Below are 11,784 nucleotides of genomic sequence, written 5' to 3' on the forward strand. Positions count from 1 at the left end.
TTGAAACCCACCTTGCGATTTGCCGTGCCCCGTCAGGTAGGTCTCGACCCACCATACCTGACTGCTAGTGGCTTTGGTTCAACTCGTCTGCCGCCGGGATTTCCCGTTCCCGCCGGGCGATATAGTCCAGCAGCGCGTCGTTCTTGGCCGGGTCGAGTTTCGGTTCCTCGTATTCCGACAGCAGCTTGCGGGCGTACTTCAAAGCGCGTTCGGTGATGTCCTGAGATCCTTCCGCGACCCATTGTTCGATGGAATTGTTGTCGAACAGTTCCGGCATGAAATAGGCGGTCTGGAAGTTTTCCTGCGTGTGCGGGTGGCCAAGGTAGTGCCCGCCGGGCCCGACATCCGCGACCGCGGCAAGCGCCTCGTCAAAGCCGTCCCACTGGGGACCGCTGCCCATCCGGTGGGCCATGGCACATTGTTCGGCGTCGACCACGAATTTGGCGACCGAGCAATGCATCCCTGCCTCGTTCCAGCCCGCGCTATGCCAGATGTAATTCGCCCCGGAATGGATCACCGCCGAAAGCGTTGTCGCGCTTTCATAGCCTGCCTGCGCGTCAAAAGTCTTGGCCCCGCCGAGAGTGTTCGAGGTGCGCCACGGCACCCCGTAGAAGCGCGCCATCTGGCCGATCATGAAGTTCATCAGGCTGATTTCCGGCGTGCCGGCCATGGGGGCGCCAGACTTCATGCTGACCGTGGACAGGTAGTGTCCATAGATCGCAGGCGCGCCCTTGCGGATCACCTGTGTATAGGCCAGCGCCGACAGGGCCTCGGCGTTCAGCTGGGCGACCGTCGCGGGGACGTTGGCGGGCGTGTTCGCCCCACCCAGAACGAAGGGGCTGCACAGGACGGGCTGGTTGCGGCGGCAGAAGGCCCGCATCGCGCCCAGCATGGTTTCGTCCCAGACCAGCGGGCTGTTGCCGTTGCAATTGCCGGTGGTGACCGCGTGAGTTTCCATGAACTCCGCGCCGAACAGGATGGCGCACATCTCCATCACATCCTCGGCGTTCTTCGGGCTGGTGGTCATGCCCATGAACATCTTGTCCGAATGCTTCATCGACGAATAGGTGATCCGCAGGTGCCGCTGGCTGATTGGATGATCGTAGGGTTCGACAATGTGATGGGCGCTGGAGTGCATTGCGGGCAGCATGTGCGACAGCTTGTGAAACATCGCCAGATCATCCAGCGTCGGGTTCCGCCGCACATCATCAAGGTCGCGCAGATAGGGCGCGCCGGTCATCGGCACGAAGACCGAGTGGCGCCCTCCAAGCCGAAGGTTCTTTTTCGGATCGCGGGCGTGATAGGTGAATTCCGACGGGATGGTCGCGATCAATTCGCGTACGAGGCCCCGGTCAAGGTAGACACGTTCGCCCTCGACCTTGGCGCCGGCCCGTTTCCAGTCGGCAATCGCGATCGGGTCGCGGAACTGTACCCCGATGTTTTCGAGGATCTGCATGGAGGCCGCGTCGATCTTCTCGACCTGCGCACCATCCATCACCTCGCACAAGGGCAAGGCGCCGGTCAGGCCGGGCAACATGGTGTGGTTCGGCGCGGTTCGGATCGCACGGCGGGCGGCACGACCGCCAGCGCGGCTTCGGATGGCGTGGGTCATTGGGGGTCTCCTTCGACAAGGATCATCCGCAATGCCGGGGCCGGAATCATGCAGGTTTGCGAAATCTGGTTGCAGAAAGCGACCTGTCAGAACACCGGAGAGGTTAAGAAAACGGCAAGGGACAGGGCGCTGGTGAGGGTGAGGAAGGTGTGGGGGATGAGGTGGGACATGGTTGGCTCCTTTTGTACCAAACGTCCGGGGCCCCCGGTTCCGTCGCATCCAATTGGCGCTGTCCTGCGTATTCCGTTAAAAGGAGAGCGCCATGTTCAAGACGACCCTAGCCCTGATTGCCCTGGCCACGCCCGCCGTGGCCCATGTCCCCGTGCTGGACATCGACCCCAAAACCGCCGACGCCCCCTATGTGATCGACGACGCCGAACATTCGAAGGCGATCTATGCGATCCTTGACGGAGACGCGGATTACTACCGGATCGAAGAGGCCGAGGAATTCGACTTTTACGTCGGCGTCACCGCCGCCAAGCTGGACGGCTGCGACCTGCAAAACACCTTTAGTTTCGAAGTGCTTGACGCGAAAATGCAGGTGATCGACAGCCGCGACGGCAGCAGCTTTGACTGGTGGCCCTGGTTCGAGGAGTTCGGCGAGCAATGGTATTGGGTCGGCCCGGAAATCGGCGCGGATTTCGGATCAACCACACGCTACCCGGCGGGCACCTACTACGTCCGGGTCTTCAACGACGACAACGCGGGCAAATACGTGCTGGCCGTGGGCGATGACGAACGGTTCGGGCTGGGCACGCTGTTAACCATTCGCGGCACCGTGCGCGAGACCGAGGCCCTGTTCTGGGACGAAGCCGACTGCCCGTGATCCGGCCACCGCGCGGTGGGGCCGCCTGAAATTTACCGGTTTGTACAAGACTGCCCGCTGGCAAGGCGCGGTTTGTACAGCGCCGGGACATTCTCAGGAGGCCCCGATGAGCGGACGCATGACCATCAGCAACGCGCGCAAAAAGATCGGCTGGATCTGCACCCATGTGCAGGACCCGCGCAACTATGTCGTGCTGCTGCGGCACGGAAACCCCATCGCCGCCGTGGTCAGCATGGAAAGCCTGAAACGGATTCAGGTGGCCGAGGATCAGGACGTGCAGGGGCGCATCCGCCACCCGTTGTATGACATCTGGCAAAACGGGAGCGGCAGCGGGTTTCCCGGCTGGTAGATCGGGCGGCGGGGCAAGATGGTGACGGCCGAGGAAGCGGCGCGGGAATTGCGGACGCTGCAACTGACCCGGGCGGAGGAACGGCGCAGCCTGCAAAAGGGCGGGCTGGAGCCGGTGCCCGGCGGAGAACTGATGGAAGAACGGCCCGCCTGGGCGGTGGAGCTCTGGGCGAAACAGCGGAAATGGTGGGGGCTGGGGCGGTTCAGGCGGTAGGGCTGGAGTTGAATTTTCCGAGAAAGAATTGACGATACTCTTTGAAAACGTCGCTCGCGTTAAGCGCATTGTAGCTAGGTTCAACGCCAAGTCGCTCGTGTAGCCCTTCCTTTATTGTTTGCAGGTCATCGCGACTGTGCCCTCGTGTTGTAACGATCAATCTCTGACATGCTTCAAGTCTTTGATTGGGCAGTAAATCAAAATTTATCCGATCAAACCCAAATCCCAAGATGGTTAAGACTTCGCAATTGGAAAGCGCGTCATGAATCCGTACGCGGATATTTTCTTCTGATACCCCTTGCGTAAATGTGTGGATCTTTTCTGAAGCCTGCAATAGGCCATGAATATCCAAATCGCACCCATAGCCTGTTCTTGGTCCGAACGTTGTGTCGAGATCGCCGAGAGAGCCGTAGACATGGATCACCTCAAGTGCGTCCAAGGTCCTCTTGTCTGCATTGTCAACTTCCCCGAAGTAGATTCTCGCTAGCCAAAGGAAAAATTGCTCAATACAGCGATCATAATTGAACGTTATAAAGGTAATGTTCGATAGGCTCTGGATGAAGTCGTCGAAGTCGCTTCCTGTGAGCATCTGCGTAGCCAATCCGGCTAGCCAGCTGCCACCTACGTTATTGTAGTCGAGCATCCTATAAATGTTGTCGTCTTTGACGAAGAGCGGGGAACTTCTTTCAGCCATAGAAAGCACGCGTGCAATTGCGAGTTTCCCGACCAGAACAAACTCATCGTAATTTCGGTTTTTGTGTATCCAGTTGTCAATTGTTGGAGCTATAGTCATTGCTGAAGATGTCTCTTGGGCTGCACGAAGCAAATCCGGATAGGAAAGGCCATATTCCCGGACCGTCCCCACATGACTGAGAGTTCGTTTCAGAAGGTTGTCGCCAAATTCTCCAAATCCGGCTCTGCTCGGTTGGAAGTCAAGAAGTCGCCCAATTTCTAGCTTTAGATTCTCGCCGACGGGTAGCCCGAAGTTGGTGCTTGCTCCAGCCCCGACAATGAACACGTTGCTTCTCTTTGGGTCAGCCATCTTTTTTCTTTCGAAAATACAAAGTGGAGTTTCGAACTTTAATGCTCGATTGGAGTATAGGCAATTAGAGTTGGTGCACTTAAGTTTCGGCCATCAATTCAGTAATTAATAACCGGAAGGTACGCCCGGCATCGCCGGGCTGCGCCTGCCTGCCCCCTCGGCAGGCGCATTCGCGCCCGCCCAGGCAGGCGCTGCCCTGTGGCGGTTTGGTGATTGGGTTGGGGCTGTTGGTGGTGACCGGGGGGGGCGCGACGGGGTGTTCCGCGGCGAGGTGCTCTTAGACACCAGTTCCCGGGATTGCACCGGGTGCCGCACGCAGTTTTGCAGGCAAAACCGCTTTCGCGCACGCGCCCTAGAAAATGGTCAGCTTTAGCTGTCCATTTTTAGGGCGGAAATAAACGCTTCCTGCGGGATGTCGACTTTGCCGAACTGCCGCATCTTCTTTTTCCCGGCCTTCTGCTTGTCCAGCAGCTTCCGTTTCCGCGTGGCGTCGCCGCCGTAACATTTCGCGGTCACGTCCTTGCGCAGTGCCGACAGGGTTTCCCGCGCGATCACCTTACCGCCGATGGCCGCCTGGATCGGGATCTTGAACATGTGGCGCGGGATCAGGTCCTTGAGCTTTTCCACCATCGCCCGCCCGCGCAGTTCCGCCCGGTCCCGGTGCACCATCATCGACAGCGCATCGACCGGTTCGTCATTCACGAGGATCGACATTTTCACGAGGTTATCCTCGCGGTAGCCGGTCAGCTGGTAATCGAAGGAGGCATAGCCCTTGGTCACCGATTTCAGCCGGTCGTAGAAGTCGAAGACCACCTCGTTCAGGGGCAGGTCGTAGACGGCCATCGCCCGGCTGCCCGCATAGGTCAGGTCCATCTGGATGCCGCGCCGGTCCTGGCAGAGTTTCAGCACGTCGCCGAGGTATTCGTCGGGCACCATGATCGTGGCCTTGATCCGCGGCTCCTCGATATGGTCGACATGGGTCAGGTCGGGCATGTCGGCGGGGTTGTGCAGGTCCCGCTGGGTGCCGTCCTTCATGAAGATGTGATAGACCACCGAGGGCGCGGTGGTGATCAGCTCGATATCGTATTCCCGTTCGATCCGGTCACGGATCACCTCGAGGTGCAAAAGCCCGAGGAAGCCGCAGCGGAACCCGAAGCCGAGCGCGGCGGAGGTTTCCATTTCGAAGCTGAAGGAGGCGTCGTTCAGCGCCAGTTTCTCGATCGCGTCGCGCAGGTCGTCGAATTCGGCGCTGTCCACCGGGAACAGCCCGCAGAACACCACCGGGACCGAGGGTTTGAAGCCCGGCAGGGGTTTGTCGGTGCCCTTCTTCTCGGTCGTGATCGTGTCGCCCACCTTGGTGTCGCGCACCTGTTTGATCGAGGCGGTGAAGATGCCGATCTCGCCCGGCCCCAGTTCCTTGATGTCCACCATCTTGGGTTTCATCACGGCCAGCTTGTCGACGCCGTAGACCGCCCCGGTCTGCATCATCTTGATCCGGTCGCCCTTGCGGATCACCCCGTCCATCACCCGGATCATCACCACGACGCCGAGGTAGCTGTCATACCAGCTGTCGACCAGCATCGCCTTCAGGGGCGCGTCCCGGTCACCCTTGGGCGCGGGCAGGTGATGCACGATCGCCTCGAGCGTTTCGATGATCCCCTCGCCGGTCTTGGCGCTGACCCGGATCGCGCCCGAGGCGTCGATGCCGATCACATCCTCGATCTGGGCCGCGACCCGGTCACAGTCCGAGGCGGGCAGGTCGATCTTGTTGAGGATCGGCACGACCTCGTGGTCGGCGTCGATCGCCTGATAGACGTTGGCGAGCGTCTGCGCCTCGACCCCTTGGGTGCTGTCCACCACCAGAAGCGAGCCTTCGACGGCGCGCATCGACCGGCTGACCTCATAGGCAAAGTCCACGTGGCCGGGGGTGTCGATCAGGTTCAGGATATAGGTCAGGCCGTTCTGCGCGGGATATTCGATGCGCACGGTGTTGGCCTTGATGGTGATCCCGCGCTCGCGCTCGATATCCATGCTGTCGAGCATCTGGGCCTTCATGTCCCGATCCGCGACGGTCTTGGTTTCCTGAATCAACCGGTCGGCCAGGGTCGATTTCCCATGGTCGATATGGGCCACGATCGAGAAATTGCGGATGTGCGATAGGTCGGTCATGTTCAGGGGTCCGGCTACGGGGTTCAAGCGCTGTCAATGGCCGGAAAGGGGCAGATTTGCAAGGGGGTGGTGGGTCGCATGTGCGGCAGTGCCTTGGCGATTTGTGGATTGAGCCAAGGGTAGTTTCTTGCAAGGGTTACAGGGTCAGGTGAGTGGCATGGTGATGAATCAAAACGAGTTCAAGAAATGGTTGCAACAACAGTCGCGTGAGCACTGCACCATAATCGCGGCGCGGGCGGCAGCGCGGGTGGTTCCTATAGCGGCCAGCTTTGGCGATGGTGGTGGCGGCCATCGCAAACTTTTGCTAGGGACACTGCGCGCTGTCCTGACATCGGGGGTTGCCGGTAGCATGCCAACCCCCGATGTCAGTGCCGCCACCACCCGTGCCGCCGATGCCGCCTATGCCGTCGCCCGTGCCATCGATGCCACCTATGCCACCGCCTCTGCCGCCCGTGCCGCCGCCTCTGCCGCCCGTGTCGCCCGTGCCGCCTCCGCCGCCACGCGTGCCACCTCCGCCGTCGCCCGTGCCGCCGATGCTGCCTCCGCTTCCGCCTCCGCTTCCGCCGCCGCCCGCGCCTCCGCCGCCGCCGCCCGTGCCGATGTGACGATCGATTTCGAGAGTCTTTTTGACGCACAGCTTTGGGACACGGCCAGCGAGCCGGACTGGATTTTCGAAACGCTGAAGAACCGCGAAAACCTTCTGAACAGTGGGGCGGAGTGGGACTTTTGGCGTCGCTGGTATCAGGGCAAGCTGACCGGCCAGCCCCTGGATTGGGAGGTGCAACGACGGGTCGCCCTGATCCCGGACAAAGATTGGAAAGGGGGCGTGGCGCATATCGCGGAGGTGATCGAGAAGATCGAGCGGGAGTGGCGGGCGGAGCAAGGTCAGGCTGATCCGCGCGCGCCGGAGTTTGAGCCTGCTTCCGTCGAAGAACTCCTGAAGCATCCCCGGTCGGTCTCGGCCAGCCTTGCTGCCCAGTCTGATGTGATTTCAAGCGGATTGGCGGCGTTCATTCACGAAACCGGGTTGAACGAAACGCCGGAGTTCATGAAGCCGATTGAGGCGGTGCCCGCCAGCCTAGGCCGAATTCAGACGATCCTGCTGACGCCGAAAAGGTCGGCAGAAACCGAAGAGGCGCTGCGGCAGGAAATTGGCCGGTTGAATGCCAAGGTTGTCTGGCTTGAACAGGAATTGGTGCGGCTGAGGTCGGACCTTGAGCAGCAGAAGAAGCCGTGGTTCGGCAAGGCCGCCGTTCTTGCGCCATGCGTAGCGGCCATCGTTTCGGCGGTCTGGGTCGTGTCGGGGGATGAACTGGGGCCACGTAAACGCTTGGAGACGCTGGCGGAGTATTGGCATTTCGTCTTCCCGGAGACTGTCGAGAAGAATGAACAGCCAATACCGGTTGTGGGCGTTGAAGCCTACGACGATAAAGATGCGCCGAAGCTAACTGATCCGGGGCCGAGTGAACTGACGCCGGTTTCTGTTGAAGACCTTCCAACCTCCAAGAGCTAGCCCCGGCCAATCGCCAGATTGGCCAGGCGCCGACCGCCCCCGTCGTGCGGATAGCACGCCTTTGGCGTGACGGCGGCGCGTTTCGTGCCACCCGCAGTCGGCTGGGTGCGGGGTGGAGCGCGTGGGGTCAGGCCCCGTCGAATTCGCAGAGGGTGTGGACTTCCATGCCCATGGCTTCGAGCCGTTTTCGTCCGCCCAGTTCGGGCAGGTCGATCACGAAGGCGCAGCCGATCACCTGCGCGCCCAGCATTTCGATCAGCTTGATCCCGGCCTCGGCGGTGCCGCCGGTGGCCAGAAGGTCATCGACCAGCAGCACCTTGTCCCCGGCCTCGAGCGCGTCGTCGTGCAGTTCCACCGTGGCCGAGCCGTATTCCAGCAGATAGTCCTGCGAGATCACGGCGCCGGGCAGCTTGCCCTTCTTGCGGATCGGGACGAAGCCCTTGCCCAATTGGTGCGCCACGGCCCCGCCAAGGATGAAGCCCCGCGCCTCGAGCCCGGCGACCTTGTCGATGGGTTGCCCCGCGTAGGGGTGTAGGAGTTGATCCACGGCCATCCGGAACCCCCGCGCATCCCCGAAGAGCGTGGTCACGTCGCGGAACATGATCCCCTCGTGCGGGAAGTCGGGGATGGTGCGGATGTAGTCCTTGACGGTTTTCATGGGCGGTCCCGTGTTGGGGTTTCGGTTGGCGGCAGAATGGCGGGCATGGGCTCCCGGGGCAAGTCAGCGCAGCACGCGCCCCGCCACGGCGTCCAGTCTCGCCACCAGCGCAGGATCGCGTTTGTCGGGGGCGGTCATCACCGCAAAGTCCAGCGCCCGGTCGCAGCCGCAGGGGCAGGGCGCGCGAGCCCGGTCCAGTGCGGCGGCGGTTCCGGCGACGGTGGCGCGGGCGTGGGCGGCGTTGCCTTGAAGCGTGGCGAGGATGGCGGAGATGTCGACCGACCCGTGGTCGGGGTGCCAGCTGTCATAATCGGTGATCATGGCGACGGGCGCATAGCAGATCTCGGCCTCGCGGGCGAGTTTCGCCTCGGGCATGTTTGTCATGCCGATCACGTCGCAGCCCCAGACCTCGCGGTACAGCCTGCTTTCGGCGAGCGAGGAGAACTGTGGCCCTTCCATCGCCAGATAGGTGCCGCCCCGGTGGGTGGTGACCCCGGCGGCGCGGGCGGCCTGTTCCACTGCGTCGGACAGCCGGGCGCAGGTCGGGTGCGCCACGCTGACATGGGCGACACAGCCGGTGCCGAAAAAGCTTTTGTCGCGGGCGATGGTCCGGTCGATGAACTGGTCCACGATCACGAAGTCGCCGGGCGCGAGCTCTTCGCGGAACGAGCCGCAGGCGGAGACGGCGACGATATCCGTCACCCCCAGCCGTTTCAGCGCGTCTATGTTGGCCCGGTAGGGCACGGTGGAGGGCGAATGGACGTGTCCGCGCCCGTGCCGGGGCAGGAAGGCCATGGGCAGCCCATCCAGCGTGCCGGTCAGGATCTCGTCCGAGGGCGCGCCCCAGGGGGTGTCCACCGCCTGCCAGCGGGCGTCCTGCAACCCGTCGATGTCATAGACCCCCGATCCGCCGATCACGCCAAGTCTGGTTTGCATGGGTTCCCTTTCCTCTTCTGCCGCAGGTTGAGAAGACCAGAGCGCCGGGGGGCTGGCAAGACCCACCGGGGGTGACAATCCGGCCCGGACCCTGTAGGGGGCTGCCAACGCGACCAGAGCAATCCACAGGTTTCCCCCATGACCCGATCCACATTCGCGGCCTTCGCCGACCGGCTTTCCTTTGCCCCTGAACCGGGCGACATGCACCCCGCCCGCCTGAAGACAGAGGTTCTGTCCGGGCTGACGGTGGCGCTGGCGCTGGTGCCCGAGGCCGTGGCCTTTGCCTTTGTCGCCGGGGTGCATCCGCTGGTGGGTCTGTATGCTGCGTTTATCGTGGGGCTGATCACCGCGCTGATCGGGGGCCGTCCGGGGATGATTTCCGGCGCGACCGGGGCGCTGGCCGTGGTCATGGTCAGCCTTGTTGCCCAGCATGGGGTGGAATACCTGTTTGCCGCTGTTGTCCTGATGGGGCTGATCCAGATCACCGTGGGCTTCCTGCGCTGGGGCAAGTTCATCCGGCTTGTGCCGCATCCGGTGATGCTGGGCTTTGTGAACGGGCTGGCGATCGTGATCTTCCTTGCCCAGTTGTCGCAGTTCCAGGTGCCCGGCAGCGCCGAGGCGTCGGGCCATGGCGTGTCGGGGGGCGAGTGGCTGTCGGGGATGCCCTTGGTGCTGATGCTGGCGCTGGTGGGGTTCACGATGGTGGTGATCTGGGGCCTGCCGAAGCTGACCAATGCCATTCCGGCGCCGCTGGCGGGGATTGGCCTGACCGCGGCGATCGTGATCGGGCTGGGGCTGGACGTGCCGCGCGTGGGCGATATGGCCTCGATCGAAGGGGGGCTGCCGCCGTTCCATATTCCGATGGTGCCGCTGACCTGGGAAACGCTTCAGATCATCCTGCCCTATTCCGTGATCCTTGCCGCCGTGGGCCTGATCGAAAGCCTGCTGACCCTGAACCTTGTGGGCGAGATCACCGGTCGCAAGGGCGGCGCCAGTCAGGAATGCGTGGCCCAAGGCGTGGCCAATACCGTCACCGGGTTCTTCGGCGGCATGGGTGGTTGCGCGATGATCGGTCAGTCGATGATCAACGTGAAATCCGGCGGGCGCAGCCGCGTGTCGGGCACGGTCGCGGCGCTGTTCCTTCTGTCCTTCATCTTGTTCGCCTCGCCGCTGATCGAACAGATCCCGCTGGCCGCGCTTGTGGGCGTGATGTTCATGGTGGTGATCGGGACCTTCGCGTGGAACTCGCTGCGCATCCTTGCCAAGGTGCCGCTGACCGATGCCTTCGTCACCGTCCTTGTCACCGTCGTGACGGTGGCGACCGACCTTGCCACCGCCGTGGTCGTGGGGGTGATCGTGTCGGCGCTGGCCTATGCCTGGACCAATGCCAAGCGCATCCACGCGGTCACCCGCGAATCGCACACCGAAAAGGGCGCCAAGGTCTATGAAATCCAGGGGCCGCTGTTCTTTGGGTCCACCGATGGCTTTGCCGAGATCTTCGACGTGGAGAACGATCCGGACACGGTGATCGTCGATTTCGCCGGCAGCCGGGTGGCGGACCAGTCCGCGCTTCAGGCGATCGAGGCGCTGGCCGCGAAATACGAGGAGGCGGGCAAGCGGATCATGCTGCGCCACCTGAGCCGCGATTGCCACCGCCTGCTGACCAAGGCCGGGCACCTGATGGTCGATAGCGACGATGACCCGGATTACGAGATCGCGGCGGACTACAGCGTGCGCACGGGAATCATCGGCGGGCATTAATCCGCCCCGCCACGGTTGAGCGATTGAAAGGCACCCCGAGGGGTGCCTTTTCATTTGTGCAGCACGGTTCCGATGAGGCCGCTGGAGCGGCGTAATGGCACCATACAGCGCACCGGTCCGGCTGCATCTACTCTGAAAAAGAAGGGAATTTGGTGGAGCCTAGGGGGGTCGAACCCCTGACCTCTTGCATGCCATGCAAGCGCTCTCCCAACTGAGCTAAGGCCCCACTGTGCGACGTTTCCGTTCGCGTGGCCGCTAACTATGCGGCGCTTCGGGCGAGATCAAGAGTGAAATTCCCGCCCGAAGGAAAATTTTTATTCGTCGTCGGTCGCGGCGACATCGCCGAGGTCATCGAACGACACGTTGTCGTCGTCGTCATCCTCTTCCAGCACGTCGTCGCCCAGATCCACGTCGTCAGTGTCGTCGTCATCGAGAATCAGATCGTCATCCTCGGTGGCGGCAGCGGCGGCCTTCAGCTTCTTGGTCTGCGCATCTTCGGCGTCCGCGACCATGGTCCGGTTCTTGTTGGTGTCGATCTCGACCCTCTCGCCCGTGTAGGGGCTGATGATCGGGTTCGCGTTCAGGTCGTAGAAGCGTTTGCCGGTCGTCGGGCAGATACGCTTGGTACCCCATTCTTCCTTGGGCATGGCTATCCCTTCAAATTCTTGTCGTGCACTTGCAGCAGATCGCCGCCACCTGCCATAA

12 protein-coding genes and 1 tRNA gene are annotated in these 11,784 nt (G+C 62.1%); 5 read left to right on the forward strand and 8 right to left on the reverse strand.

Annotation, left to right across the window (positions count from 1 at the left end):
• Nucleotides 1-64: 64 nt before the first annotated feature.
• The gene (locus tag EU803_RS00970) at nucleotides 65-1,612 is read right to left on the reverse strand and encodes a trimethylamine methyltransferase family protein (RefSeq protein WP_129678985.1); all 1,548 of its coding nucleotides are present in this window, start codon (nucleotides 1,610-1,612) and stop codon (nucleotides 65-67) included.
• Between the two features lie 262 nt (nucleotides 1,613-1,874).
• Between EU803_RS00970 and EU803_RS00975 the strand changes: the two genes are divergently transcribed.
• From EU803_RS00975 to EU803_RS00985, 3 genes are all read left to right on the forward strand, one after another.
• Nucleotides 1,875-2,438: a hypothetical protein gene (locus EU803_RS00975; RefSeq protein ID WP_129678986.1), complete on the forward strand. Its 564-nt coding sequence runs from the start codon at nucleotides 1,875-1,877 to the stop codon at nucleotides 2,436-2,438.
• 106 nt (nucleotides 2,439-2,544) lie between these two features.
• On the forward strand, nucleotides 2,545-2,787 hold the full coding sequence (locus tag EU803_RS00980; RefSeq protein ID WP_129678987.1) for a type II toxin-antitoxin system Phd/YefM family antitoxin: 243 nt from the start codon (nucleotides 2,545-2,547) through the stop codon (nucleotides 2,785-2,787).
• A gap of 18 nt (nucleotides 2,788-2,805) precedes the next feature.
• Nucleotides 2,806-3,000, forward strand: a complete 195-nt coding sequence (locus tag EU803_RS00985; protein ID WP_129678988.1) for a hypothetical protein — start codon at nucleotides 2,806-2,808, stop codon at nucleotides 2,998-3,000.
• On the opposite strand, the gene EU803_RS00990 is transcribed toward EU803_RS00985, so the two are convergent.
• The 3 genes from EU803_RS00990 to EU803_RS18485 form a co-directional block, all read right to left on the reverse strand.
• Nucleotides 2,990-4,042 carry a hypothetical protein gene (locus EU803_RS00990; RefSeq protein WP_129678989.1) on the reverse strand — a complete coding sequence of 351 codons (1,053 nt, stop codon included), beginning with the start codon at nucleotides 4,040-4,042 and terminating at the stop codon, nucleotides 2,990-2,992. The two genes, EU803_RS00985 and EU803_RS00990, sit on opposite strands and share 11 nt — an antisense overlap.
• 369 nt (nucleotides 4,043-4,411) lie before the next feature.
• A complete protein-coding gene (gene lepA, locus EU803_RS00995) occupies nucleotides 4,412-6,211 on the reverse strand; it encodes a translation elongation factor 4 (protein ID WP_129678990.1) in 1,800 nt (599 codons plus the stop codon).
• A gap of 136 nt (nucleotides 6,212-6,347) precedes the next feature.
• Nucleotides 6,348-6,503, reverse strand: coding sequence for a hypothetical protein (locus EU803_RS18485; RefSeq protein ID WP_165352741.1), 156 nt, complete (start codon nucleotides 6,501-6,503; stop codon nucleotides 6,348-6,350).
• 57 nt (nucleotides 6,504-6,560) lie between these two features.
• On the opposite strand from EU803_RS18485, the gene EU803_RS01005 reads away from it, so the two are divergent.
• Nucleotides 6,561-7,724, forward strand: a complete 1,164-nt coding sequence (locus EU803_RS01005; protein WP_165352742.1) for a hypothetical protein — start codon at nucleotides 6,561-6,563, stop codon at nucleotides 7,722-7,724.
• A 127-nt stretch (nucleotides 7,725-7,851) separates the two neighbouring features.
• Here EU803_RS01005 and EU803_RS01010 read toward each other — a convergent pair whose 3' ends face one another.
• Nucleotides 7,852-8,382 carry an adenine phosphoribosyltransferase gene (locus tag EU803_RS01010; protein WP_129678993.1) on the reverse strand — a complete coding sequence of 177 codons (531 nt, stop codon included), beginning with the start codon at nucleotides 8,380-8,382 and terminating at the stop codon, nucleotides 7,852-7,854.
• 63 nt (nucleotides 8,383-8,445) lie between these two features.
• Entirely contained in the window at nucleotides 8,446-9,318 is an 873-nt protein-coding gene (locus EU803_RS01015) for an S-methyl-5'-thioadenosine phosphorylase (protein WP_129678994.1), read from the reverse strand.
• A 138-nt stretch (nucleotides 9,319-9,456) separates the two neighbouring features.
• Here EU803_RS01015 and EU803_RS01020 point away from each other — a divergent pair, with 138 nt between their 5' ends.
• Complete coding sequence (locus tag EU803_RS01020) at nucleotides 9,457-11,079, forward strand: SulP family inorganic anion transporter (RefSeq protein WP_129678995.1); 1,623 nt, start codon at nucleotides 9,457-9,459, stop codon at nucleotides 11,077-11,079.
• 150 nt (nucleotides 11,080-11,229) lie between these two features.
• Here EU803_RS01020 and EU803_RS01025 read toward each other — a convergent pair.
• Together EU803_RS01025 and EU803_RS01030 are read right to left on the reverse strand one after the other, a co-directional pair.
• Nucleotides 11,230-11,305: transfer RNA gene (locus EU803_RS01025), tRNA-Ala, on the reverse strand.
• A gap of 88 nt (nucleotides 11,306-11,393) precedes the next feature.
• Nucleotides 11,394-11,726, reverse strand: coding sequence for a TIGR02300 family protein (locus tag EU803_RS01030; protein ID WP_129678996.1), 333 nt, complete (start codon nucleotides 11,724-11,726; stop codon nucleotides 11,394-11,396).
• Nucleotides 11,727-11,784 lie beyond the last annotated feature (58 nt).

Origin of the sequence: Loktanella sp. IMCC34160 (assembly GCF_004145845.1) — a bacterium.
Taxonomy (GTDB): Bacteria; Pseudomonadota; Alphaproteobacteria; order Rhodobacterales; family Rhodobacteraceae; genus SELP01.

Bases quoted from the DNA above. Each gene is read 5' to 3' on its own strand.
- EU803_RS01020 (WP_129678995.1), top strand. From the start codon at position 9,457: ATGACCCGATCCACATTCGCGGCCTTCGCCGACCGGCTTTCCTTTGCC.
- EU803_RS00985 (WP_129678988.1), top strand. From the start codon at position 2,806: ATGGTGACGGCCGAGGAAGCGGCGCGGGAATTGCGGACGCTGCAACTG.
- EU803_RS18485 (WP_165352741.1), bottom strand. From the start codon at position 6,503: ATGGCCGCCACCACCATCGCCAAAGCTGGCCGCTATAGGAACCACCCG.
- EU803_RS01010 (WP_129678993.1), bottom strand. From the start codon at position 8,382: ATGAAAACCGTCAAGGACTACATCCGCACCATCCCCGACTTCCCGCAC.
- EU803_RS00975 (WP_129678986.1), top strand. From the start codon at position 1,875: ATGTTCAAGACGACCCTAGCCCTGATTGCCCTGGCCACGCCCGCCGTG.
- EU803_RS01015 (WP_129678994.1), bottom strand. From the start codon at position 9,318: ATGCAAACCAGACTTGGCGTGATCGGCGGATCGGGGGTCTATGACATC.
- EU803_RS00990 (WP_129678989.1), bottom strand. From the start codon at position 4,042: ATGGCTGACCCAAAGAGAAGCAACGTGTTCATTGTCGGGGCTGGAGCA.
- EU803_RS01005 (WP_165352742.1), top strand. From the start codon at position 6,561: ATGCCAACCCCCGATGTCAGTGCCGCCACCACCCGTGCCGCCGATGCC.
- lepA (WP_129678990.1), bottom strand. From the start codon at position 6,211: ATGACCGACCTATCGCACATCCGCAATTTCTCGATCGTGGCCCATATC.
- EU803_RS00970 (WP_129678985.1), bottom strand. From the start codon at position 1,612: ATGACCCACGCCATCCGAAGCCGCGCTGGCGGTCGTGCCGCCCGCCGT.
- EU803_RS00980 (WP_129678987.1), top strand. From the start codon at position 2,545: ATGAGCGGACGCATGACCATCAGCAACGCGCGCAAAAAGATCGGCTGG.
- EU803_RS01030 (WP_129678996.1), bottom strand. From the start codon at position 11,726: ATGCCCAAGGAAGAATGGGGTACCAAGCGTATCTGCCCGACGACCGGC.